Origin of the sequence: [Leptolyngbya] sp. PCC 7376, assembly GCF_000316605.1 — a bacterium.
In the GTDB taxonomy this organism is placed as follows: Bacteria; Cyanobacteriota; Cyanobacteriia; order Cyanobacteriales; family MRBY01; genus MRBY01.
The window spans coordinates 4,444,049-4,468,125 of sequence record NC_019683.1 but is presented as its reverse complement, the minus strand read 5'-3'; the positions used below and the strand labels follow the sequence as shown (position 1 = coordinate 4,468,125).

20 protein-coding genes, 1 tRNA gene and 1 pseudogene are annotated in these 24,077 nt (G+C 44.2%); 10 read left to right on the top strand and 12 right to left on the bottom strand.

The annotated features are described in order from the left end of the window. Positions 1–3 precede the first annotated feature (3 nt). Genes LEPTO7376_RS20150 through LEPTO7376_RS20140 form a run of 3 tightly spaced genes read right to left on the bottom strand, consistent with a single transcriptional unit; the run spans position 4 to position 5,382 of the window. Positions 4–1,809: an ABC transporter ATP-binding protein gene (locus LEPTO7376_RS20150; protein ID WP_015135897.1), complete on the bottom strand. Its 1,806-nt coding sequence runs from the start codon at positions 1,807–1,809 to the stop codon at positions 4–6. Between the two features lie 26 nt (positions 1,810–1,835). Beyond that, the gene (locus LEPTO7376_RS20145; RefSeq protein ID WP_015135896.1) at positions 1,836–2,588 is read right to left on the bottom strand and encodes a phosphonate ABC transporter ATP-binding protein; all 753 of its coding nucleotides are present in this window, start codon (positions 2,586–2,588) and stop codon (positions 1,836–1,838) included. A gap of 16 nt (positions 2,589–2,604) precedes the next feature. Continuing rightward, the gene (locus LEPTO7376_RS20140) at positions 2,605–5,382 is read right to left on the bottom strand and encodes a COR domain-containing protein (RefSeq protein ID WP_015135895.1); all 2,778 of its coding nucleotides are present in this window, start codon (positions 5,380–5,382) and stop codon (positions 2,605–2,607) included. 79 nt (positions 5,383–5,461) lie between these two features. Here LEPTO7376_RS20140 and LEPTO7376_RS20135 point away from each other — a divergent pair, with 79 nt between their 5' ends. Further along, complete coding sequence (locus LEPTO7376_RS20135) at positions 5,462–5,881, top strand: hypothetical protein (RefSeq protein WP_015135894.1); 420 nt, start codon at positions 5,462–5,464, stop codon at positions 5,879–5,881. A 26-nt stretch (positions 5,882–5,907) separates the two neighbouring features. After that, on the top strand, positions 5,908–6,840 hold the full coding sequence (locus LEPTO7376_RS20130; RefSeq protein WP_015135893.1) for an o-succinylbenzoate synthase: 933 nt from the start codon (positions 5,908–5,910) through the stop codon (positions 6,838–6,840). A gap of 3 nt (positions 6,841–6,843) precedes the next feature. On the opposite strand, the gene aroB is transcribed toward LEPTO7376_RS20130, so the two are convergent. Further along, positions 6,844–7,941 (bottom strand): 3-dehydroquinate synthase, encoded by a 1,098-nt coding sequence (gene aroB, locus LEPTO7376_RS20125; protein ID WP_015135892.1) that lies wholly within the window; start codon positions 7,939–7,941, stop codon positions 6,844–6,846. A 258-nt stretch (positions 7,942–8,199) separates the two neighbouring features. Between aroB and LEPTO7376_RS20120 the strand changes: the two genes are divergently transcribed. Further along, the gene (locus LEPTO7376_RS20120) at positions 8,200–9,858 is read left to right on the top strand and encodes a glycosyltransferase family 39 protein (RefSeq protein WP_160148533.1); all 1,659 of its coding nucleotides are present in this window, start codon (positions 8,200–8,202) and stop codon (positions 9,856–9,858) included. 49 nt (positions 9,859–9,907) lie between these two features. Here LEPTO7376_RS20120 and LEPTO7376_RS20115 read toward each other — a convergent pair whose 3' ends face one another. Then, on the bottom strand, positions 9,908–10,432 hold the full coding sequence (locus tag LEPTO7376_RS20115) for a hypothetical protein (protein ID WP_160148532.1): 525 nt from the start codon (positions 10,430–10,432) through the stop codon (positions 9,908–9,910). A gap of 13 nt (positions 10,433–10,445) precedes the next feature. Further along, entirely contained in the window at positions 10,446–11,879 is a 1,434-nt protein-coding gene (locus tag LEPTO7376_RS20110; protein ID WP_015135889.1) for a NupC/NupG family nucleoside CNT transporter, read from the bottom strand. Between the two features lie 378 nt (positions 11,880–12,257). On the opposite strand from LEPTO7376_RS20110, the gene LEPTO7376_RS20105 reads away from it, so the two are divergent. Both LEPTO7376_RS20105 and kefC read left to right on the top strand, forming a co-directional pair. Further along, a complete protein-coding gene (locus LEPTO7376_RS20105) occupies positions 12,258–12,893 on the top strand; it encodes an NAD(P)H-dependent oxidoreductase (protein ID WP_015135888.1) in 636 nt (211 codons plus the stop codon). Continuing rightward, positions 12,886–14,775 (top strand): glutathione-regulated potassium-efflux system protein KefC, encoded by a 1,890-nt coding sequence (gene kefC, locus LEPTO7376_RS20100; RefSeq protein WP_015135887.1) that lies wholly within the window; start codon positions 12,886–12,888, stop codon positions 14,773–14,775. The genes LEPTO7376_RS20105 and kefC overlap by 8 nt, the downstream gene beginning before the upstream one ends. 14 nt (positions 14,776–14,789) lie before the next feature. Here kefC and LEPTO7376_RS29280 read toward each other — a convergent pair. The 6 genes and pseudogenes from LEPTO7376_RS29280 to LEPTO7376_RS20075 all read right to left on the bottom strand — a co-directional run. Continuing rightward, a pseudogene (locus LEPTO7376_RS29280) lies at positions 14,790–15,181 on the bottom strand (hypothetical protein); the annotation flags it as partial. A 15-nt stretch (positions 15,182–15,196) separates the two neighbouring features. Further along, complete coding sequence (locus LEPTO7376_RS20095) at positions 15,197–15,727, bottom strand: murein L,D-transpeptidase family protein (RefSeq protein WP_015135886.1); 531 nt, start codon at positions 15,725–15,727, stop codon at positions 15,197–15,199. A gap of 15 nt (positions 15,728–15,742) precedes the next feature. Further along, a complete protein-coding gene (locus LEPTO7376_RS20090) occupies positions 15,743–16,285 on the bottom strand; it encodes a hypothetical protein (RefSeq protein ID WP_015135885.1) in 543 nt (180 codons plus the stop codon). A gap of 27 nt (positions 16,286–16,312) precedes the next feature. After that, positions 16,313–18,634 (bottom strand): penicillin-binding protein 1C, encoded by a 2,322-nt coding sequence (gene pbpC / locus LEPTO7376_RS20085; protein ID WP_041764217.1) that lies wholly within the window; start codon positions 18,632–18,634, stop codon positions 16,313–16,315. 199 nt (positions 18,635–18,833) lie between these two features. Then, a complete protein-coding gene (locus LEPTO7376_RS20080; RefSeq protein ID WP_051188833.1) occupies positions 18,834–19,490 on the bottom strand; it encodes a hypothetical protein in 657 nt (218 codons plus the stop codon). Positions 19,491–19,654: 164 nt separating this feature from the next. Beyond that, positions 19,655–19,726 (bottom strand) — tRNA-Asn (locus LEPTO7376_RS20075). Positions 19,727–19,905: 179 nt separating this feature from the next. Here LEPTO7376_RS20075 and LEPTO7376_RS20070 point away from each other — a divergent pair. The 5 genes from LEPTO7376_RS20070 (at position 19,906) to atpD (ending at position 24,061) form a co-directional block, all read left to right on the top strand. Further along, positions 19,906–20,484 carry a sigma-70 family RNA polymerase sigma factor gene (locus LEPTO7376_RS20070; protein ID WP_041764215.1) on the top strand — a complete coding sequence of 193 codons (579 nt, stop codon included), beginning with the start codon at positions 19,906–19,908 and terminating at the stop codon, positions 20,482–20,484. Beyond that, a complete protein-coding gene (locus LEPTO7376_RS20065) occupies positions 20,481–20,885 on the top strand; it encodes a hypothetical protein (protein WP_015135882.1) in 405 nt (134 codons plus the stop codon). The genes LEPTO7376_RS20070 and LEPTO7376_RS20065 overlap by 4 nt, the downstream gene beginning before the upstream one ends. 125 nt (positions 20,886–21,010) lie before the next feature. After that, entirely contained in the window at positions 21,011–21,502 is a 492-nt protein-coding gene (locus LEPTO7376_RS20060; protein ID WP_015135881.1) for a Spy/CpxP family protein refolding chaperone, read from the top strand. A 208-nt stretch (positions 21,503–21,710) separates the two neighbouring features. After that, positions 21,711–22,454, top strand: coding sequence for a 16S rRNA (guanine(527)-N(7))-methyltransferase RsmG (gene rsmG, locus LEPTO7376_RS20055; RefSeq protein WP_015135880.1), 744 nt, complete (start codon positions 21,711–21,713; stop codon positions 22,452–22,454). Positions 22,455–22,609: 155 nt separating this feature from the next. Next, entirely contained in the window at positions 22,610–24,061 is a 1,452-nt protein-coding gene (gene atpD, locus LEPTO7376_RS20050; protein ID WP_015135879.1) for a F0F1 ATP synthase subunit beta, read from the top strand. The last annotated feature ends 16 nt before the right edge of the window (positions 24,062–24,077 follow it).

Sequence of the window (24,077 nt, the reverse complement as noted above, 5' to 3'; positions counted from 1 at the left end):
AGTCTACTCACCGAGCATGTGAAGACGATGTAAACCTGCATATAGACCGTTAAGTTCTAGCAGTTCGTCGTGGTTGCCTGTTTCGATGATTTCACCTTGTTTGAGGACGATGATTTTATCGACATCGCGAATAGTAGAAAGTCGGTGGGCAATGATAATTGCAGTACGTTCTTCGAGGAGCTGATCGAGGGCAGATTGAATTAGGGCTTCTGTGCCGACATCGAGGCTAGCTGTTGCTTCATCTAATACCAAAATCTTCGGGTCGCGAATTGCAACTCGGGCGAAGGCTAGTAGTTGTTTTTGCCCACCCGAAAGGTTTGTGCCACGTTCCCGCAATGCGGTGTTGTAGCCTTGGGGTAATTCTTCGATTAGGCTATCGACATTGGTGATTTGAGCGGCTCGCTGAACCTCGGAGAAGGGATAGTCTTCGCCGAGGGTAATGTTGCGTTGGACATCACCCGTAAACAAAAAGCTTTCTTGCAAAATTACGCCCACATGACGTCGTAATTCTTCTTGGGGAATGTCACGGATATCAACGCCATCAACCAAAATTCGGCCTTCGGTTGGGTCATAAAGACGACAAAGCAGACGAATAATGGAACTTTTTCCTGCACCTGTGGGGCCCACAAGGGCAATTTTTTCGCCGGATTTAATTTTGAAATTCAGATTTTTTAGGACATATTCGCCGGGTTTATAGCCAAACGAAACGTTATCGAAAATGATTTCACCGGAAGCTGTTTCGTTGAGATTTGCGGCGGTGAGGGAGTCTTGATCGCGATCCTTAATTTCAATTGGTTCTGCCATCAACTCGTTAATCCGTTCAATCGCCGTAAAGCCTGACTGAAACATGGTGAATTTGTCCGCGAACTGACGTAGGGGATTGAAGAGTCGCTGGGAATAGAGGATGAATGCGGCCAAAACACCGAAATTTAGAGCATCTTGGTAGATGAACCAACCACCAAGCCACAAAACACCGGCGATCGCCACGAGAGATATCCATTCGAGAGTAGAGGAAACGGCAGAATCGTGAAAAATTGTGGTGTTTACAGCATCACGATAACGGTCATTTACAGAACGGAACATCTCGCTATTGAGCGCTTCACGGCGGAACAGTTGCACGACATTAATGCCAGAAACATTCTCCTGAAGCATCGCATTCATCTGGGAGAGTTCTTCGCGGGCTTGGTAGTTTGCTTTGCGGTATTGGCTCTGGAAATAAATGATCAAGAAGGCGACAGGTACCAACATCAAAATTAGCAAGGTTGCCAATTTCCATTGCAGAGCAAAAATCGTGAAGATAATCACCAACAAATAGATAATGTCGCTGAGAATACCGATCGCCCCACTGGCAAAAACATCTCCCAATGCTTCAACGTCGTTGGTGAGACGGGTGACGAGTTTTCCGACGGGCATCCGATCAAAAAAGCGTGAGGATAAGGATGTCACATGATCGAATAGATCTTGGCGAACTCCCGCAGTAATTTCTTGACCAACTTTCTGGACTAAAAATCCTTGGATCGAGGCGAAGGCAAGACGAATTAAAATCGTGGCACAGAGAATAAAAATTAGGCGATTGAGGCCATCGGTCACGGACAAATCCGCCAAAACAGACCAGACTTTTTCACCCCGCAACAAGGAGATCGCTTGACCAATCACCAAAGGCTGAATGGCTCCGGCGATCGCCAGAGGAATGAGCAACACAATGGAGATCAAAAGGGTGACAATATTGCGTTTTGCGTAGGGAATCAGCTTGCCAGCCAACTGCCAATCGTTATTATCTTTTGGTCGTGCGTTTGATGCGATCGCCATTCTTGCTCTTCATAAAATCCAGACATCTAGTATAAAGGGCTATCACTATAGAGGTGATCGAGTTGGGCATCGGTAACGGCATCCGCAGGTAAATCAAAGAGGATTTTGCCTTGTTTTAGACCGATTAGGCGATCGCAGTGACTTTTTGCAAAGTCTAATGAGTGCAAACTCACCACCAATGTCTTACCGTGGCGATCGCACAAATCCACCAACAAATCCATCATGTCGCGACTGAGCTGTGGGTCGAGACTGGAGATTGGTTCATCCGCCAAAATAATTTCCGGGTCTTGGATGAGAACTCGCGCTAATGCCACACGCTGTTTCTGACCACCTGACAATTCGCTAGTCTTCGCAAACATCTTTTCGGGAATACCAACCTGCTCTAATGCCCAGTGCACTCGCTGCTGCTCTAAAGGAAAAAACAACGAAACTGCGGCTTTCAGAAAAGACCATCGCCCCAAATTCCCCGCATTCACATTATGAACAACAGCCAAACTTTCCACTAAATTGAGCTGCTGATAAATTGTGCCGATTTTGCGCTGCACTCGTCGTCGTCGTTTTCCTTGAAGTTTGGCGAAAGAATCACCCCAAATATTTAGGTTGCCATCGGTTGATTGCCATTGACCATTGAGCAGACTTAAAAATGAACTTTTTCCTGCACCGCTAGACCCAATTAAGCCAACTTTTTCTCCTGCCAAAATTTCAAAATTCAGGTTATCTAAGACTATGGAATCGCCTAAATATAAACTAATTTTCTGACCAGAAAAAACGGATTCCATTATTGATTGAATAAAATTAATTTCCTTTATTTGCTATCCCTCTAATTGCACTAACAACATTACCAAGTACCGGAAGTTGCTGAAGCACGATTGTGACAAGCTGAACCATCGACTCATCTTTGGTTTGGTCGGCAGCTCGTAGAGTGAAAACACCAATCAGAACATACAACATCGTGATTCCGATTAGGGCGATCGCCAGAGAAATAGGATGCAGAACACTGGCCGCAACCAGAATCACTACGGCGACAAGGGCAAACAAATAACCCATTGCGAAGGAGCTGGTGAGCACAACAGGTAATTTTGGGGTGGCATCGTTTGAGATGGGGGATTCTGGCTTTGGTTCAGTCACAGCTTTAGGAGTGATATTAACGGTGCTGTCTTTAATAATAATTCGTTCGTCTCCCAGGAATTCTGTATTGGGGATGGGGGGAGGCAGATTGGTAGAAGGATCATATATTTCGTCGATTAAGCCTTGTACTTTTACTAGCTCAAAACTTCGGCGACATTGGAGAGTCGGTTGATGTTTCGATATTGCCCATTTAATATCTGCAAATGGGAAAAGTTCAGGGTTTGGTTTCGGCTTACATTCAGTGCAGTTACAAGGAATTAGTTTATCGACTTGTAGACCGTGGTAGGAGTCATGAATCTTATCCAACTCATGGAAAATAACCGTCAGTAAATTCTGTTTATGGTCGCCGCGCACCCGAATGGTGATTTTTCGTTGGGCAAGATTTTCGATCACCTCAGCATCAGTATTATCTTTGTGGAGAATAATGCCGCTACGCCACACCAGATTTTGGTCTTTAATTAGTCGATTCATCTCCACAATAAACTGACTAACAATCCCTTTTGGCATAAAGTCATAGCGATATTCAGCGATGAGATTATTCGATTTTCTCCAACCATATTTAGGTTGTTGGGGATTTAAGAGCTGCGGTGAAATATAAATATTCGCTGTTTCAGTGATGCGATAACAAAGCTTGAATTTAATCATTAACTGCAAGACTTCATCATGCATGTTATCGAAAGCTGTATTAATCGAGATGAGCTGTAAATCTTTCCGACTAAAAGTGCCATAGTTCTCAATGATTTCGGGGTGGTCGAGGATCTGATAAACAGCATCAGTTGCCCATTCGGGACTGAGAATAACGGTTTTGTTTAGCAGTGGATCATCCTGGAAGTGCAGAACAATGCCGAGGTCATGGAGATATTGGCTCAGAGAAAGTTTATCGGTGTTTTCTTTAAAGCCAAAGTCATCACACAGGTCAATATATTCCTGCAAAGTAATGTGATTACGGCCATCAGTTTCTAGAAAAGTACGGAGATTTGTCCAAGTTTTTGGCAGTGGGTCACCAATATGATCAAGGGTCTGGAGATAAGCTTGGATTTTATTAACCAGCTTGGGGATTTCTTCGCTCTTAGACAAATCGAGGGAAATGATTTCTTTGAGGTTGGGGAACTGTCCGCGCAGGGCACTTTCATTAATTTTGCGTTTGCGGCCGAGCTTTTCGTTGAGCAGTACGATGACAGGGCTTTTTTTGCCGAGGAGCTGGATAATATTGAGCCAATAGTCGAAGTCGGTATCTTCTTTTCGTTCGTCGGCCACAAGGATATAAACGGATCTTTCGGTAAGGAAAAAGCGGTGGGTGGCATGGTAAATTTCTTGTCCGCCAAAGTCCCAAATGTTTACGCGAAAGTCATGGTCTTGGTACGGGAAAATATATTCGTGGATGTCGATGCCGTGGGTGGTGTCTTCGGGTTGAAGCTCGTAATGTTGATCAAGAATTTTATTAGCAAGGGTTGTTTTTCCTGCGCCTGCCTCTCCAACGATTAAAAGTTTGGCTTCATAGAGTTTGGTGATGCCTTCTTCTCGGATTTGTTTGTAATAATTCCGAATGCTTTCTAAGCCTTGATCCACAACTTCAGGTGGTGGAATTTCTATAGGGTTTTCATCGTTTTTACTTACATTGATTCGCCATGAATAATCACGTGGGTATACTACATTAGTGCTTCCTTTAAGAATAAGTTTTTCAAGCTTTTCTAATTTACAAATATCTTTAGGGATTTGACTAATTTCATTGGATGATAAAGACAAAAGTCGTAGTTCTTTTAATTGAAAAATACAAGCTGGGATTTCTTTAATTCTATTCCTCGATAATGTAAGCTGCATGAGCTTACTCAAATCTTTTATAGCTTCAGGTAATTCAGATAATAAGTTAGAGTCAAGAGACAAAATCTCTAAGGATTTTAAATGGCATATTTCACTTGGAATAACAGCTATATTATTGATTAAAAGTTCTAGAACAACTAAACCCTTTAATTTACCTATCGATGGTGGAATTAAGTTAATCCTGTTCATGCCAAGATATAGTTGTCTGAGCGATATCAGTTCACTTAAGTTTGAAAAGTCATTAATATTATTGTTGTGTAAATCAATAATATTAATGTGAGATAATTGTTTGATAGTTACTGGAATTTCTGTGATCTGATTGTCATAAAGATATAGCTCTTGAAGATTAGATAAGTGACATAGTATTACAGGGATTTTTTTAATCTTATTTCCGCTAAGATGAAAAGTCGTGAGGTTTTCAAGTTGGGCAATTTCACTGGGAATAAATTGAATTTTGTGACGACAAATCTCCAAGCTAGTTAAAAAATCCAGCTCAAATACCTCCGGCGGAATTATTGTCAAGTCGCCTCCGTCAATCTCTGGAGCACTTAAATCTAACTCTGTTGAACCTTGGGCTTTAACCTCTGCAATCTTGTCTAATACCCACTGTGGCGTATCACTCATCTACTCTGTCGCTGCTCGCTCTAATCCCACTGCTCATAATTATACGAAGATAGTTTGAGAGCCTCCGCAATTTCTGACTATGTCTTCTCCACCAACTTCCCAAAATCCTTTTCTTGGCATTTTTTGCATTGTGCTGGGATTTTTTCCGATCGCCGCATCTACTGGTATCTTGAAAACAGACCCCTCGACAATCCATGCGCCGCTGTGGGTGCTATTTGCATGTGGCATGGTGTTTGTAACCACGGGCTTGATGATGATTTTCGGGCAAAAATATCCTTGGTTTAACCACCTCTGTGCGGTGTTGTGGTTTGTGACGATGGGTTCCGTCGCTGGCTGGGTTGCTTTCTTTGCGGAGGGTGGGAGCTGTAGCGTTTTTATTCCTTTTTTCCCGCCTGCATGGGAAATGCTTTTGTGCAAAAGTTTTGTGGCGTTCGGGGCGTTGTTCTGTGCTGGACTAGCAATTTACGCCTTTAGGCAATTTCTGAAAAGCTTAGACTAATTCTTTTCACCGGCAGCGAGCGACAGATGACGGAATACAAACTGAGTTTTCAGCCTTATGAGCGGCGATTAGCGCAACCGCTCCGGACTAATCATGGTGTGATGGCGATGCGTCAAGGGATTATTGTGACGCTCACCAATACGGCAGGTCGTCAATCCCAAGGAGAAATCGCGCCTTTGACTCAGTTTGGGACAGAGACTGTTCAGCAGGCGATCGCCCTGTGCGAAGGATTTGGAGAGCGAATCACCACCGAAGATATTTATTCAATTTCGACAGAATATCCAGCTTGCCAATTTGGGTTTGGGTCAGCCTTGATGGGATTTGAGTGGCAGCCAGAGATAAAACCGATTTCCGTAACGATGCTCTGCCAACTTATTCCACGCACCGCAGATCTGCGCGAGACCAATCCAGAACAATTACAACAACTCATCAAAGAGGGTCACGATACCTTCAAAATCAAAATTCATCGCGGCGATATTCATCGAGAGATAGCTTTCTGTGAACAGATTTTAGAGTTACTGCCATCCTCTGCAAAGTTACGATTAGACGCAAACGGGCGGTTGGCGATCGCCGAAGCTGAGGTGCTGTTTCAGTGGGCAGATCAGCAATCTCAAATCGACTTTATCGAACAGCCATTCCATCCCAAGCAACACCAAGATACCTTGATATTCCAGCAGAAATATCGGACGGCGATCACCCTTGATGAGTCAGTCTGCACTATCGCTTCACTGAAAGCTCATTACACACCGAATTCGCCATTTATCTATGTTTTGAAGCCAGCCATTATGGGCTTTCCATCGCAGCTCAAGCAGTTTTGCGAAACGAATCCCGAGGCAGATTTAGTCTTTTCAACAGTTTTTGAAACGGAGATTGGTCACCAATTTGTCACCAGACTCGCCCAAGCCTTTGGTGGCCAGAGAGCGTTTGGATTTGCGGGGAAACATTGGTTTGTGGACTAGTTATTAAAGAGTGACTGGAGCCAGCACATCCTGAATGAGTTCTGAACTGACCTGATCTGTGATCAGCACTTCGCCAATTTTCGTGGGCAAAATAAACCGCACTTTGCCAGCCCGCACTTTTTTATCGTTCTGGAGTGTCCGCAAAATATCTTTCACCTCTAGATGACTCGGACATTCAATTGGCAAACCAGCTTTCTTAATCAGAGCATCCTGTCGTTGTACTTCTTCATTCGTCCAGAGACTCATTTTCATGGCGATCGCCCCCGCTAGAGCCATGCCAATCGCGACCCCTTCCCCATGCACAAACTGCTTATAGTGAGTCAAACTTTCCACCGCATGACCGAGAGTATGACCATAATTTAAAATGGCACGAATCCCTGACTCCCGTTCATCCTGACTGACTACATCCGCTTTTGCCTGACAAGACCGCTCCAGAATCAAATCGAGCAAATCGGACTTAATACTGTCGTAGCTGTCGATGCTTTCTGCTGTTTCTAATTCTTTAAATAGCTCCTGATCCCAAATCACACCATATTTGATCACCTCTGCCATCCCAGCCCGAAACTCCCGCACTGGAAGCGTTTTTAGCACTGTAGGATCAATCATGACAAATTTGGGTTGGTAAAAAGCACCAATCAAATTTTTGCCTTGGGGATGATTAACTCCTGTTTTACCCCCCACCGACGCATCAACCATTGCGAGTAATGATGTTGGCACCTGTACAAAATTAATGCCGCGTAGCCATGTTGCCGCTGCAAAACCGGTCATATCACCGATAACGCCACCACCCAAAGCCAAAAATGTGGAGGAACGCTCAATACGATTTTCTAGAGCTGTATCATAAACTTGCTGAATCGATGCCAAATTTTTATATTCTTCGCCTGCCGGAATTAGATGACTACAGACATCAAAACCACCTTCCAAAAGGGAACCGACGACCGTTTCGCCGTAATGCCCAAAAATTTCAGGATTCGAGATAATTAGAATCTTCTTGCCAAGATTTAACTGGCTCAGTTCCGAACCGATGCGTGCCAGTTGACCATTGACAATCGCAATATCGTAGCTATTTTCTCCCAATTCGACCCGAAGTCTTGCATCCATAAATCTGCGTAACCTAATCTCAATCTATGTTTTCAATGGTTGAACCAAGGAGTATTCTACTGTATCGCATCAATCTTTTTATAGGGCGATCGCCATACTTATTGCTACAACAAGAAATATTGTGCATTTCTTCATCAAGTTTTCTAATCATAGACTCAGCCACTATTTCTTAATGACACTCTGTAGCCGAACCCTGTATTAAGATAAATGATAAATAATCTTCTCAAATCACGACCTTATCTTTTAGTCTCATTTTGGATGATTATCGGCGGCATTTTACGAGTATTTAAATTAGGCTCAAAACCGCCTTGGACTGATGAATTTGCAACAGTTTTTTATTCTCGTGGAGATGATTATAGTCAGATTTCCATTAACACAATTATATCTCCAGCAGAACTTTTAGCTCCTCTCAAAGGATATCCTATACATAATCTAAAAGATGTTGCAGCTTTACTGATCCAACAAGATAATCACCCACCATTATATTTTTTGATAGCTAATCTATGGCAAAAATTATTTCCTTTAGAGGCAGACAACTATATCTCCATTAATAGCATTCGTTATCTATCTGTGATTTTTAGTATTGTCGGTATCTTTGCGATCTATTGGATAGCAAAAAAATCCTTTAAATCAGAATCAATTGCCCAAATCAGTGCAGCTTTAATGGCACTTTCTCCATTTAATATTTATCTTGCCCAAGAAGCTCGACATTACTCACTGATTATCTTGGTGGCGATCGCCTCTTTTGGCTACTGTCTCCATTGCATCAATTGTCTGCTCGAAAAAAAAGCATTATCTTATTTCATCATTTTTGGTTGGCTGAGCATCAATATCTGTGGCCTTTTAACCCACTACTTTTTCGCACTAACCCTAATCGCCCAGGCGATCGCCTTTATCTGGTTACTCTATACCCACAAAATTTTGCCTAATAAATCCCAATCACTACGCATTGTTTCTGTTGTGATTGGTGTGGCATTTTTTAGCTTGATTTGGATAACTCAAGTTCTCCCGTCTAGCTACGGCAGCGCCATGACCGATTGGATTCGACTGGACTATTCAGATTGGTCAGAATTCTTTTTCCCAGTAGGACAATTTATTTATGCTTTAGCAACGATGATTTTCGTGTTGCCAGTAAAAGCTCCGGTGGTCTCAATTATTATTGTGTCAGGCATTTTGATGGTGATATTTATCCTCAAACTTTTTAGATTTTGGCAACAAGGTATTTCCCATCAAATAAACAATCCCCAATACCAACCTTTAATTTTTTTTCTAACTCGATTTGTGGTGATAGCTTGGGGGCTATTTATTATTTTGACCTATGGGTTTGGTTACGATATCACCCGTGGCGCACGTTATCACTTCATCTATTTTCCAGCGATCATCTTACTTGTCGCTATTGGGATGAGTCATTTTTGGCAACGAAATAATAGTCAGTTTTTTCAATCTCAAAAGATATTTGTTTTTTTCTCTAAATCTGGCTCTCAGGCGATCGCCCTTATTCTGAGCCTCAGTTTTCTAGGTAGCCTGACTGTCATTAATAATTTGGCTTACCAAAAACCTTACCAACCCACTCCGATCATTCAGCAGATTGAAAAAGACGCTCAACCGGCTCTAATTCTGACCTATCACAAAAGTATTGTTCAAATTGGCGAAATGATGGCGATCGCCTGGGAAAGATATCGCAGCTCAAGCCCTAGCGATATTTCCTTTGCTCTTATTCCCTACCAAGACAACCCAGAAAACTATCATCCTGATTTTGAGCAAATTATTGCTAAATACCCAAATCAAGAATTTAAATTATGGACACTAAATCTACAGGAAGATTCGACGCCAAAACTTTGTGAAACCCCACAAAAAACTCGCCAAGCTGGTTACTATGGCTATGTTTATCATTGCAATAAAAAAGCCACCACATAACATTGTGATGACTGAACAATCCTTCTATTCTTTTGCTTATCATTAAGCCTTATTCAATGGGCTTTAAACTTTGGGATAAATCTGGCAAAATCTGCGCAATATTGTCTGTATTTTCTGCCGTTGTCGAAATGCTGAGTACTAAAACAGAATTATTTGTTTGCCGTGCAAAAGCGGTACCAGATACAGGTGTTTTACCTTGCGTCCCGCGCCAAGGAATTTCGACACCAATATCATTGCCAGCAAAGACTCCTGGAACAAATCCTTCTCCTGCCGCTAGGGTATCCAGTGCGACTTGAGCTAATTCATTATCTTCGAGATAACGGTCGGAAGCCTTTGGGCGCACAGATACTGTATAAGCAACGTCCCCTTCTGCGGACTCCACAACAAACATACCCGCAACAGGTGTCATTTTATAGCTAGGTAAAATTGCGACTTCAAAGCGTCCAGCAGGATCTTGATAGCTAGAGGTTTCAGCATGGACAGCAATGAAATTGCCTAAGGTAAAGCCCATCACACTGAGGGCTGTCATAAAGGCAAGTCCGATTGTCCAAAAACGTTTACGGTTTAACATCATTTTTCCTTAGTATTTATCGACCTAAAATTGCGGCGTTGCTACCGCCGAAGAAGAATAGACCAGCGATACAACCAGTCATAAGAGTTGCGAGAGTTGCACCCCAGAGCGCTTTCCAGCCGAGGGAACCGATTTCGCTACGTCGTGAAGGTGCAAGATTTGCGAGACCTCCGACAAAAATGCCGTAGGACGGGACATGGGCAAAGCCACAGAGAACATAACTCACGATCAATAAAGTGCGATCACTTAATGCACCTTCCCGCGCCAAACTTGCGAGCTGAAGATAAGGTGGAATCGAGGTTTGTAAGACGCGCTGTCCAATTAATACCGAAGCTTGCCAAAGTTCAGAAGGGTCGAGAGAGACACCAGTTAAAAAGGTAAGAGGTAGGAATAAAACACCGAAAATATTATTTAAACTGACATATTTAAATAAGCTACCAACCATAGCTAATATGGCGTTTTCGCTTGTTTGTAAACCAGCTAAGCCAGCGAAAGAACTATCAAGCAGTTTTACTAAGCTGACGATTGCAATTAGTACAGCAGCAATACCTACAGCCATTTTGACGCCATCCAATGCACCGAGGATGATGCTGTCCATAATGCTTTGCTTAGGTTTATCTGGGTCCTCTTCCTCTTCTGGAACGCCGCCCATTGTGACAGGCTCACCGGTTTCCGGCACAAGGATTTTTGAAATAACAAAACATGCGGGAATCGTCAGCACGGATGCCGACATTAGGTGACCAGTAATACTTGGGAAAACGGGCAATAAAAATCCGGCATAGAGTCCTAGAACAGTAGAGGCAATAGAACCAAAACAACTGGTGAGAATCGCACAGAGTTCACTGCGGGTCATTTCGGCAAGGAAAGGCTTCACGGCGATCGCCGATTCGATTCCTACAAAAATATTGGCAGAACCGGATAAAGCTTCGGCACCACTGATGCCCATAGCTTTCCGGAAAAACTTAGCGAAGATGCTGATGATGAAAGGGAGAATGCCAAGTCGATAGAGTAAACCGACCAGGGCAGAGAAAAAGATGATGAGTGGTAATGCTCTAAAGGCAAATACATAGCCAAGATTGAGATTTGCACCGCCGAGTGCAGCGTCTGCCCCAGGGACATAAGACGACCCCAGAGTATTCACAAGCCATGTTGCCGCAGTCCCAATGCCCGCACCTCCAGTTGGAGCCGGTGGTACTAATACCGAACCAAACATAAAGCGACTACCTTGTTCGGCAGCGGCAATAAAAGAATTAAGGAGATCATTGAGAAAAACAATGAATTGCTGAGTAATCGGAACAGTGAAGACTAAAAAGCCAATCACTAACTGCATCCCAACACCAACACCAATAATTTTCCACGGAACAATTTTCTTGTTTTCTGAGCCAAGCCATGCAACGCCGCATAGCCCGAATATTCCACAGAAGGAAATCAGATTTAACAAAAGATTCATAGAACAAGACCCACACCAAACAAGTGAGAACCAGAGACTGTTTTAGACAGAATTGACTTATATAACGCCCAAAGTATCAAAGAAAAGCGGTTTTGCAACTTGTATGCAATGAATCTTCGGTTAATGTTTTCATTCTGCTGATGAACCTCTTATTTCCTGCCTATTCAATGTTTTAAGCCTAGATCATTGTCTTGTGGCAGCAGCGACAGCTTTCATTGAAAAAGACAAGGCGATCGCCACGGGGAAGCGATTGTGATAATAGATCTACAGAAAAAATCTATTAAGTCGCTGATTTTATTAGTGGGAAGCTGACATTCCAGTTGATTTGGGCTCACAATGAGTAGATCACGGCTATTCGTCCACTTCACATCATTTGTCATGACTGCCACCAATCGGATTTTGATCTTATTTGCCCATCCGGCTCTCCAGAAGTCTCGCGTGAATCGGGCTTTATTGGAGGCGATCGCCGATCTTGATGGCATTACGATCAATGATCTCTATGAGGAATATCCAGATCTCCATATCAATGTCCCTCGGGAACAACAACTTCTCAGAGAGCATGACATTATTGTTTGGCAACATCCTTTTTTTTGGTATAGCAGCCCTGCAATTCTCAAGAAATGGCAGGATTTGGTGTTGTCCTATGGCTTTGCCTACGGTAAAACAGGCGACGAACTCCAAGGGAAACGGTGCCTCTCTGTTATCTCCACAGGCGGTATGAAAGAAACCTATTGTCGTGAGGGAGACAACCATTATTCGATGCGGGAATTGTTAGTTCCTTTTGAGCAAACTGCGCGACTCTGCGGCATGAATTATCTTCCACCTTTTGTCATTCATGGGGCACTAAAATTTGGCGATCGCCAGCAACTCGATGAGCACGTTACAAAATATCGCCAAGTTTTAAAAGCTTTACGTCAGAATCAAATCCAGTGGGAAAATCTCGTTAACCTTGAATACATTAACGACAACCTAGATCCGATCCTTTCTTCTCCTGCCGAGGTGCCGAGTGCATAGCCAAGACTTCTTTTTTCAAGCATTTATTTATTTAATGGCGGCAGTGCTCTCCGTCCCCCTTGCGAAACGGCTGGGCTTAGGCTCTGTGTTGGGATATCTAATTGCAGGGATTGTGATTGGCCCCTTTGGTATTCAGTTAGTCGGCGCGGAAGAAGGTGTCATGCACTTCGCCGAATTTGGTGTCGTGATGATGCTTTTTCTCATCGGCTTAGAACTACAACCCTCATTATTGTGGCGAATGCGAGGGCCTATTCTCGGTTTGGGAGGATTGCAGGTTGCTGTCACCACGGGGGTAATTACCCTAATAGCTCTGGCATTGGGACAACCGATACAAAGCAGTCTGGCGATCGCCATGACTTTGGCATTATCTTCGACGGCGATCGTTCTCCAAACTCTCAGTGAAAAAGGCTTAATGCGTACCGAAGCAGGTCAAGCTTGCTTTTCTGTATTGCTGTTTCAGGATATTGCTGTAATCCCGATGTTGGCTCTTATGCCTCTACTGGCGATCGCCCCACCGAAAACCGACACTGCCCTAGTCGCCTCCACAGATATCATTGCCGCCGCTGCAAATACCGTTGATCGTCCTGGTTGGCAGCAAACCATCCTCGTCATGGGTGCAGTGGGAGGCATTATCGTCATTGGTCGTTTTTTAATGCGCCCAATCTTCCGATTTATTGCCGACACCCGAATGCGAGAAATCTTTACTGCAACAGCACTCCTCCTAGTGATTGGTATTGCACTACTGATGGCTCAAGTGGGTTTATCCCCAGCGCTCGGGACTTTTGTCGCAGGTGTTGTCCTTGCCGATAATGAGTACCGCCATGAACTCGAAACCAATGTTGCACCCTTTAAAGGTCTACTTTTAGGATTATTTTTTATCTCCGTCGGCGCAGGTATTGATTTCAAGATTTTGTTTGGACAGCCCTTACTCGTCCTTAGCCTAGTAATAGGGTTAATGTTCTTAAAAGGCGTAATCCTCTTTGTCCTTGGTAAATTTTTCAAACAACCCTTTGGCGAAAACCTATTCTTTGCAACCGCTTTGGCTCAGAGTGGCGAATTTTGTTTTGTGCTCTTTTCCTTTGCCCTTACTAGTAATGTTCTGCCGGAAGAGATAGTTGCATTACTGATTGTGGTGGTTGCTCTCTCGATGGGATTAACGCCTCTGGTGATCATCCTCAATGAGCGTTTAATCCAACCACGCTTTAAGGTCACTACAAAAAAACCAGAACCTGACAAAATTGATGACGGTGAAACCCCAGTCATCATTGCGGGCTTCGGTCGGTTCGGTCAGATTATTGGTCGCTTACTGATTGCCAATGGCTTCCAGACCACTATTCTCGATAGTGATCCTGTCCACATTGAGATGCTCCGTAAATTTGGCAATAAGGTTTTTTATGGTGATCCAACACGCATGGATTTGCTTCATTCTGCTGGAGCTGAACATGCCAAGCTGCTAATTATTGCGATCGATGATGTGGAGAAATGTCTGCATATGATCGACTTGGTAAAAAAAGAATTTCCTCACCTTAAATTATTAGTTAGGGCTGTAGACCGTCGCCATGCTTATCAGCTGATTCACCGTAAGGTTGATGTGATTGAACGGGAAACCTTTGAAGCTTCTTTGCATATGGGAATTGAAGCTCTCAAACTCTTGGGATTCCGTGCTTATCGTGCCCACCATGATGCCCAAACATTCCGTCATCATGATATTGAAGCGATGTATGAGATGGCGGAAATCCACGAAGATGAAAGTGGTTTAGTCGCACGTAGTAATCAGCTATTTGATGATCTGCAAGAAATCTTTCAGTCTGATAATTACGATTTACCTCATGAAGTTGATCAAGCTTGGGACACGGCAGATTTACGGAAAGATGTGTCTTAATTTAGAGCGTGTCATCAATTAATCCAGATGATAGAAGCAGCGAGATAAATTCCCCCTAAGAAATTTCTTGCTGTCCTGTCATAATGAGTGGCTCCCCCACGATATTACTTCAAGTTTGACAAAGAAGTTTTCTTGTCGATTATAGCAATGGACACAAGGCTTAAGGGGCAGCTGTTACTGCACCCTGAGTCCTATTCCTGACTATAATTCTAATCTATCCGGCCATCGCGATAAATGGCGAGCTTTTGTAAACCTCTTGGTCATAAAGGTAAGGCGGTTTCCGCTTTTTCGTGGAAGGAAGGACCACTTCGCAATGCTCCTGTGCCAATCGCTGTCGCACTCTCTCATCTGCATCATAGGCTCTATTAGTTAAAAGAGTTTTTGCTTTTATCCCTGGCAATAATGCCCTAATGGGTAGTAGTCAATTTGTTTCGCCTGAAAGCTTTGCCTGAAAATGTTCGCGCCATGATTCGGGTCGAGGGTAATCGAGCCAAATGAATTTGAACCAAGCGGAGTGGGGATAAAGATCTCGAACGTAATAAATTCCTTCCGGTGTTTTGCGATCGCCCTCATGAAATTTATCGCCTTCTGGAGCACTACCGAGAACTATTGGATAGGATTTCATCGGCTGACGATCTTGAAAAACCGTCAATCTAAGTTTTGCTTTCTCGACCAATATCGAAATCTCCCCTTGAGCGAAATTTTCGTTAATGACTTGCTCCAAAGCCTGTTCATAGTTGAGAAAATCGTCGCCTTCTATGGCTGGATGAAAGGCTTCTTCTGGCTCACAGGAAAGTAAACAAAATACTTCTGGAATCTCCGAAAGTGGCATCAACAAATTTGCCTTGACCAGAGCAAAATATGAAATTGCTCCACCGAATAAAAGGAGAGCTATCAACCGCAACCATTTATTGCCGAGATTAAATTTCGTTTTGTTTTTCTGCTTCTTCATGGCTCCTCAGGATGCTCAGCTTTCGTTAGCAATAACGTATGTTCTGGGACTGACTTCACGAACATAAAATCCTTCCGGCGGATGAACTGGAGGGGTTGCAAACACAAGCACCCCATGGCGACCATTTCCCCACCAGAGACGTAATTGTCTGTCTTCAAGAGATTCGCTGTCATTTAGGAGCAAATCGGGAGACTGAAACCAACTCCCACCAAGATCATGGAATCGTTCAGGCAGACGCTCGATGGGAACCTGCCATCCACCGTACATTGACTCAGGTAGAGTAGACACTGTCGTGGCATAGTCGAGAAAAATCTCATCTGCAATTTCTTCAAGTGCAAGATAGCTGCCCTGTTCGAGAATATCAGCTGCGTCATTGACATCTTGAGTAGCTCCAGGTTCTCCTTGCAGGTGTCGCCAAGTGCACTCTGAAACGGAAGTATGGGGAGAACCAAATAAGGCACAGGTTACGCTATGCATAGCAATCCAACCCAGTACTCCGATAGCCATTAAAGCCAATGGAAAAAATAGCAGTACTTTACCTATCTTGGATTTTTGCATAGGAAAAAATCAAACAATAAGATTGAATTACTCAACAGAAAAACCTCGTTTTGAGTCATTTAATTGACCTTGTTCCACCGTAAAACTGACTTGATGATCTGCATCTCCCTGCTTGATTTGCAATGTCCAATTGCCCGGTTGGAGATTTAATTTTGGATTTGTTGAATCACTAGGTTGCCAAGGCTTTTCGTTTAGAAACCATTGCACTGGTTGATCATTGATGGTTTGGTATTGAATTTGCAGCTTGTTAGGATCTCCGGGAAAACTCAATAGGCGATCGCCATCGTTGGGAAAAAGAATTTGCAATCCGCTTTGGGGCACATCGATACGGGTTTGGGTAGCGAGCCAATCGTTGTATTCGGCGGGTAAAGTGAGTTGAATTTCGCCGTTAATCTCTTGATAAAAATCGTCGGTATCGGTTTCGTATTGCGCGAGATCTTCGGGATAGAAATATTCTTGGGCGATCGCCGGACAGAGGCCAGTAGATTTTTTGCCGGATAACGCACAGATAGACTTTTCGACCATGCCATTAGGTTTTGGAAAAGCGCCAGGTTCATTGTCTTTGTGGAGCTGCAACATAATTTCCCGCCACAAAGGAGCTGCCCCCATCACTCCCGAAACGCCATTCATCGGTGAGCCATCAAAATTGCCGACCCACACCGCCACCGTATAGTTTTCGCTAAAACCTACAGTCCAAGTGTCGCGATAGTTCGATGACGTGCCTGTTTTGACCGCTGCTGGGAATGGCAAATTCAAAGCTGAATCTACTCCGAAGGTGATCGCCCGTGCCTGTTTATCGCTGAGCATATCGGTAATCAGTTGCCAGCTCGACTTTTGATCCCCCCCTTTGATAAGGGGGGTTAGGGGGGATCTTTCCTCCTCCAACTCACCCGTAATCTCTCCAAAATTTCCTTGGTTGGCGATCGCCCGATAAGCATTAGCCAACTCCATCAAATTCACCTCGCCACTACCAAGCGTTAAACCCAGGCCATAATGCTCTGCCTGCTGATCGAGATGCTCAAAACCCAAGTCTCTTAGCCGCGTCAAAAAATTGCCCACACCGACATCTTCTAAAACTCTTACTGCGGGAATATTGAGAGAATTCGCTAAAGCCAACCGCACCCGCACAGGCCCCAAAAATGTTTCGCTATAGTCAGTCGGCTCATAGAGCTTTTCGCCAGGAATCGCATAATAAGTCGGGATATCTGCCAACACAGTATTTGCCTGAATCGTTCGTTGTTCTATTGCCAACTGATATAAGAAAGGTTTGAGCGTAGAACCCGGTTGTCGCAATGCCTGAACCCCATCATTTTGCCCGGCATTATCCTGATCTAAATAATCTCGCGAACCGACATAGGCCAAGATTTCGCCTGTTTTGTTATCAAGGGCGATCGCCGCCGCTTGGGTGGCATCGAGCTTCCCGAGATTTAAAACCGTTTGTTGTACCTGTCCCGTTACAAACTCCTGCAACTCCTTATCAAGGCTGGTTTTAACGCTGGGATGATCTGTTGCATCGAGTTGCTGCGTTAACCAAAATAAAAAGTGAGGCGCTGTTTCTATGCCTTGATGACGAGGCTGAAGCGTCAGATTTTCGGCCAAGGCTTGGTCAGCTTGATCTTGGGAAATGTAGCCATCCATGACCATTCGATTCAGCACATATTTCTGACGAACTTTGAGGTTCTCCCAGTAATCATAGGGATTGAGATAAATCGGGTTATTCGGTAACGATGCGAGAACAGCTGCCTGAGCAATACTTAAATCTTCCGCTGCTACCCCAAAATAAATTCGTGCCGCCGCCTCCACACCATAAATATTGCCGCCCATAGGTAGCCGATTAATGTAGGCTGCCAAAATTTCATCGTGGGTCATCCCCGCCATCAGCCGCCAAGACAACCAAATTTCCTGCATCTTCGCGGGAATCGTCCAGGGATTCGGGTGCAGCATGCGCGATAACTGCATGGTTACAGTTGAGGCACCACTGACAATTTTGCGATATTTGGCTGCCTGTCCAATCGCACGGGCGATCGCCTTTAAATCCAGCGCACCATGCTCGTAAAAATTTTTATCTTCCGCTGAGAGAATGGCCTGTTTAAAGTGAGGCGATATTTCGTCGAGGCTGACAACGGACGTTTCTTCTTGGGTTTCGCTGAGCACCGTTCCAAGCCTTAATCCATGGCGATCATAGAAGGTAAATGCTTGATCCTTCTGGGCAATATCTTCGGCACGAATGGGGATTAGATAGGGAGTGATGCGAATAGATAAGGCGATCGCCCCCATCACTCCCAAAACTTTTACTGGGAGAGGAGAACGTTGCCATAGCTTTCGGCCAGAGGAAAAAATGCGTCGCACAAAAAATGTCAGTTACATCAATTCCCTTGTAACTTGCATCAAGCACCAAAGAACGAACCGTTTAAAATTCTGAAACGATTTAAAACTCTTTAGGTTTTTTTTCAATCAGACTCTATTTAAAACTAAAATTCCCTAGGCAAGATTCAAACTTGCGGCCAATCGATTAACAGTCAAGTACTCCAGCGAGATAGGAATGTTCTTAGGAGTCATAGCCTTTTTCGCTGTAATTCCAATCATAGGCAAATACACAACACCACCTTATAGCCATTCCAATAATCTCTTCGATTTTTAAATTATTTGAGAATTCGATATCAGGGCATACAAGTGGATCATTGTCTTCACCAAAATCAGAATTTGAGGGAATAATGATGTCTTGGAGCTGATCTTCGACAGTTAAGAGCGTAGGCTGTGCCGTGATGATTGCAGTGTCACTTTTGCTTAAAATATCTGCAATTTTAGACTCTGTATTTCGTTCCCATACTGCTCCCCACAAACCATCATTACAATCGCCGTCACCCTCATTGAATACCATACGTAGTTCAAGCAATGTATTCATGTTGGAATCTAGAATATCGAAATCGAACCAGTAATATTGCCCTATGTGATAGTTATCAGGATTTCCTCTACCTTCTTGATAGTCATAGGCCAGATCAACATGACCGTCAGGGATATTAGGACAATCAAGATATCTTGCGGTACTACATTTACCTAATAGTTTGATAGGGCGGACAGGAATAAATATTGCAGCGTCATCCACAATCTCAGTGGCATGGAAAGCCATTTTTAAAAACTTTGGAGTTTCTCTCTTCAGTTCATAGGGAAAGGGATTAAGTTGGTTAATACAAGACGGCCACATATCTTCAATACCCGCATTAGAGAATAATTCTGGCTTAACATCTTAAGTCAATGTGTAAAGGGCCAGTAGTAGAGCATCATGTTGTGCTCACCATAACAACAGGATTAACCATCCAACCTCATAACTCCAAGCTATATGTGCTTGTACTTATTCTTTTTTCTATACTCCCCAGGCAAGATTCGAACTTGCGACCAATCGATTAACAGTCGACCGCTCTACCACTGAGCTACTGAGGATAGTGGGTCGTTGAAGTTGACGCTTAACTCCAACGGTTAACCATCATAACCATACTTTTCCATTTTGGCAAGATATTTCCAGAAAAAACTTTTAAAGGGATGTTTTTGGCGCTTTTGAACCTTTTTGATCTGGGCTTTGTCTAAAGAGGCGTGCAATGGTTGAGCGTTCGGAGTACATAATGTCCAGTTTATCTGCGGCACAGTTAGCGTCGGTTTCAGATGAGATCTTGGTGGAATATTGCCGTAATGGCGATCGCCAAAGTTTTCAGATGTTGTATCGGCGTTACCAGCAGAAGGTGCGATCTACGCTTTATCAGCTTTGTGGCAAAACAGTTTTAGACGATCTAGTACAGGAGGTATTTCTGAAGGTCTGGCAAGGTTTACCCAAGTTGAGAAATCCCGAATATTTTGCAACTTGGCTTTATCGGATTTGTTGGAATGTGGCGACGGATCAACGGCGACGTTTTGCGAAGCGACAAACCACTTCTCTGGATGGACTCTCAGAATCTTCAGCCCAATTGACTGCTCCTCAGTCAGGGGGATTAACTTCTCTCCATTACAAAGATGTTGTCCAGCAGGGTTTACAGACTCTCAGTTTGGATCAACGAGCTGTTTTGGTGCTTCATGATCTCAAAGATTTGCCTCAAAAAGATGTGGCTGAAATTTTGACGGTGCCAGTGGGTACGGTAAAGTCACGCCTTCATCATGCCCGGCGATCGCTACGTCAGTTTCTCGAATCACAAGGAGTTCAATTATGAAATCCAACCATGACGAGTCTTTAATTAATTTTCTGAAACAGCATGAGCCTTTACCTCCTCCGGCTCCCGCCGATGCTGAGGAGTCTCTAATGGCGCTGATTGCTGACCAAGCTCCAATTTCACAGCCGCGATCACGGAAAAAATCAAAGGTGGTTTGGTTGATTCCGACGGCGATCGCTGCTGGTATGACTATCACTTGGGGTCGCTACCAATCATATTTACTGTCGCCGGGTATCGCTGATTATGATCTCGTACCACCCGTGATTACGGCAATCCAACCGGATATAAACCCAGAAGAAAATTTAGAAGCTTATCTAGAGAGCACTTGGAGTGAACCGCTCATGGAGTCGGAGTCTTCAGACAGTTATTTCGGCTACTCAGAGCTAATGTACTCTCCCTGAATTTTTGACGAATTGACGCAACGACTTTGGTAACGGATCGCCATTGCACAGGATAGATCTGTCTGTATCTACTGCTTCCTACTCAATTTTTGTACCTAATTACCCTTCACTTCCGGAGAATACTCATGTTGAAACAGTCCTTACTTCTTGCTGGTGCTATGGCTCTCTCTTTCGCAACGGTCAGTCCGGTGATCGCCCAAGCTTCTGATACATCTTTGAGCTCTTTAGAATCGAGCGAGTACATCCTTGCTAATCGTTTCGAAGATAACTTCAAAAAAAATCAGGGAGAGTTGCTCAGTAAATTAGATCTTTCCAGTACCCAAAAACAGCAGATCCAGGCAATTCGTGAGCAATATCGCCCTCAAATGACGAATCTCATGTCTGAGATTCGTGCGGCCCAAGAAGAAATGAAAAGCCTCGCCCAAAGCAATGCAAGCCGTAGCCAATTGGAATCCCAATACAATGCGAACAGTTCTCTCCGCAACGAAATGGCAGATCTTAAATTTGCACAGATGATGGATATCCGTGATATTTTGACGGTTTCCCAACGCCAAGAGATGGTTGATTTTATTGCTGGAAAGCAGAAACAACGTGGTGGCTTCTTTGGTAACCGCTAAGGCATCTCAACTAATTTCAATTCTCTACATCTCACACCAAACATAATCCTCACTTCCCGAGACTCATCCCTATTCATTAGGAGCTCTTGGGGAGTGATTTTCTTTCTGAGGGTTAGGCGATCGCCCCAGCTTCATCCCTATGGTTTACTGGAAATGAGGCATAACTGCTACCAAAATTTAGCGATAGAGAGTTCGAAAATAGAATCAGATGAGCGATGTTTGCACCCAGTTCAAGTCACTATTTGAGTTGCATAGAAGCACCTTAGCGTGGCAACCCGAAGCCAACCAGCTCAATAAACTCACAGATTTATATGACGGGATTTGCGCAGGCAATCAGAAGCTTAATCTCACTCGCATCACGACATTAGAAGATTTTTGGGAAAAGCATCTATGGGACTCTTTTGTTGCCTTAAACCCCATCTTTTCTGACTTACCCAATACTGGAAAACTAATTGATATAGGCACTGGCGGTGGTTTTCCCGGACTCCCTTTGGCGATCGCCTACCCAGAGTGGCAGATCACATTATTAGATTCCACGCGCAAAAAAATTGCCTTCCTCAACGAACTCAGCGAGACCCTCGCTCTAAATACAGTCGGAATCGCCGACCGTGCCGAAGCCGTTGGCCAGAACCCAGCGTATCGCGCTCAATTTGATCTCGTCACGATTAGAGCTGTCGCCAAAGCTGCCATCTGTGTTGAATACACCCTGCCTCTCTTAAAAATAGACGGACTAGCTATTCTTTATCGAGGGCAATGGTCAGAAAGTGAAACAGAAAAACTAATCCCGGCGATCGCCCAATGTGGTGGCTTCCTTGAACGAACCGAGCAATTCATTACTCCCTTGACCCAGAGCCAACGGACTTGCCTTTACATCCGGAAAATTGAACCGACCGATCAGTACCTTCCCAGAGCAATCGGCGTTCCAAAACAATCACCCCTAAGCGACGTTTAAACCCTTCCTGCATAGCGCTAAAAGCACCTGCTTCAAACTGCTTTACAGAAGTCCAAGAAATGGTACTCTGAATATGGCAAAATTTTACATTAGGTTAAGACTTCGGTCACCGAGACACCGTTTCGGCTTAGTAAATAACCAATAAATTAAAAAGAATGGTAGCAACTCAAGAACAAACGTTGGGTAAAATCACCCAGGTCATTGGCCCTGTAATTGACGCAGAATTCCCCAGTGGCAAACTTCCTCGAATCTATAACGCTCTTAAGGTTCAAGGCAAAAACCCCGCAGGTCAAGACATCAACATCACTTGTGAAGTACAACAACTTCTCGGTGACAACCAAGTCCGTGCAGTCGCAATGAGCGGTACCGACGGTTTGGTTCGTGGCATGGAAGTACTCGACACAGGCGCTCCCATCAGCGTTCCCGTTGGTAAGAAGACCCTAGGCCGTATCTTTAACGTTCTTGGTGAGCCCGTAGACGAACAAGGTGACGTTGGCACAGAAGAAACTTCTCCCATTCACCGTCCCGCTCCTAAGCTTACTGAACTTGAGACAGCTCCTTCTGTTTTCGAAACTGGTATTAAAGTCGTAGACCTCCTCACTCCCTACCGTCGTGGTGGAAAGATTGGTCTCTTCGGTGGTGCAGGTGTAGGTAAGACTGTCATCATGATGGAACTTATCAACAACATCGCAACCCAGCACGGTGGTGTATCCGTATTTGCTGGTGTAGGTGAGCGTACCCGTGAAGGTAATGACCTCTACAACGAGATGATGGAATCTGGCGTGATCAACGAGGAAAACCTCAACGAATCCAAGATTGCCCTCGTGTACGGTCAAATGAACGAGCCCCCCGGAGCACGGATGCGTGTTGGTCTTTCTGGTTTGACAATGGCGGAATACTTCCGTGACGTAAACAAGCAAGACGTACTACTCTTCGTTGACAACATCTTCCGTTTCGTACAAGCGGGTTCTGAGGTATCTGCACTTCTCGGTCGTATGCCTTCTGCGGTAGGTTACCAGCCTACTCTCGGTACTGACGTAGGTGACCTCCAAGAGCGTATTACCTCCACAAAGGAAGGTTCTATCACTTCTATCCAAGCGGTATATGTACCTGCGGATGACTTGACTGACCCTGCTCCTGCGACAACATTTGCACACCTCGACGGTACAACCGTACTTTCTCGTGCGTTGGCTTCTAAGGGTATTTATCCTGCAGTAGATCCTCTCGGTTCTACCAGTACAATGCTCCAGCCCAACATCGTTGGTGGTGACCACTACGACACTGCACGTGCTGTACAGTCTACGCTTCAGCGCTACAAAGAGCTCCAAGACATCATCGCGATTCTTGGTCTTGATGAATTGTCTGAGGAAGACCGCCTCACTGTAGCTCGTGCTCGTAAGATTGAGCGTTTCTTGTCTCAGCCTTTCTTCGTTGCTGAAGTATTTACTGGTTCTCCTGGTAAGTATGTAACTCTCGAAGACACTATTGATGGCTTTAAGCGCATTCTTGCTGGTGAGCTCGATGATCTTCCTGAGCAAGCGTTCTACCTCGTTGGTGATATCAATGAGGCGATCGCCAAAGGTAAGAAGCTCCAAGAGCAAGGCTAATCGCTAGATTGCTAAG

Coding starts and splice junctions, on each gene's coding strand:
- LEPTO7376_RS20120 (WP_160148533.1), top strand. CDS start 8,200: ATGATTATCGGCGGCATTTTACGAGTATTTAAATTAGGCTCAAAACCG.
- LEPTO7376_RS20135 (WP_015135894.1), top strand. CDS start 5,462: ATGTCTTCTCCACCAACTTCCCAAAATCCTTTTCTTGGCATTTTTTGC.
- LEPTO7376_RS20115 (WP_160148532.1), bottom strand. CDS start 10,432: ATGATGTTAAACCGTAAACGTTTTTGGACAATCGGACTTGCCTTTATG.
- LEPTO7376_RS20105 (WP_015135888.1), top strand. CDS start 12,258: ATGACTGCCACCAATCGGATTTTGATCTTATTTGCCCATCCGGCTCTC.
- LEPTO7376_RS20065 (WP_015135882.1), top strand. CDS start 20,481: ATGAAATCCAACCATGACGAGTCTTTAATTAATTTTCTGAAACAGCAT.
- LEPTO7376_RS20140 (WP_015135895.1), bottom strand. CDS start 5,382: ATGAGTGATACGCCACAGTGGGTATTAGACAAGATTGCAGAGGTTAAA.
- atpD (WP_015135879.1), top strand. CDS start 22,610: ATGGTAGCAACTCAAGAACAAACGTTGGGTAAAATCACCCAGGTCATT.
- LEPTO7376_RS20130 (WP_015135893.1), top strand. CDS start 5,908: ATGACGGAATACAAACTGAGTTTTCAGCCTTATGAGCGGCGATTAGCG.
- LEPTO7376_RS20110 (WP_015135889.1), bottom strand. CDS start 11,879: ATGAATCTTTTGTTAAATCTGATTTCCTTCTGTGGAATATTCGGGCTA.
- LEPTO7376_RS20145 (WP_015135896.1), bottom strand. CDS start 2,588: ATGGAATCCGTTTTTTCTGGTCAGAAAATTAGTTTATATTTAGGCGAT.
- LEPTO7376_RS20095 (WP_015135886.1), bottom strand. CDS start 15,727: ATGAAGAAGCAGAAAAACAAAACGAAATTTAATCTCGGCAATAAATGG.
- LEPTO7376_RS20080 (WP_051188833.1), bottom strand. CDS start 19,490: ATGTGGCCGTCTTGTATTAACCAACTTAATCCCTTTCCCTATGAACTG.
- LEPTO7376_RS20150 (WP_015135897.1), bottom strand. CDS start 1,809: ATGGCGATCGCATCAAACGCACGACCAAAAGATAATAACGATTGGCAG.
- aroB (WP_015135892.1), bottom strand. CDS start 7,941: ATGGATGCAAGACTTCGGGTCGAATTGGGAGAAAATAGCTACGATATT.
- LEPTO7376_RS20090 (WP_015135885.1), bottom strand. CDS start 16,285: ATGCAAAAATCCAAGATAGGTAAAGTACTGCTATTTTTTCCATTGGCT.
- LEPTO7376_RS20060 (WP_015135881.1), top strand. CDS start 21,011: ATGTTGAAACAGTCCTTACTTCTTGCTGGTGCTATGGCTCTCTCTTTC.
- rsmG (WP_015135880.1), top strand. CDS start 21,711: ATGAGCGATGTTTGCACCCAGTTCAAGTCACTATTTGAGTTGCATAGA.
- LEPTO7376_RS20070 (WP_041764215.1), top strand. CDS start 19,906: ATGTCCAGTTTATCTGCGGCACAGTTAGCGTCGGTTTCAGATGAGATC.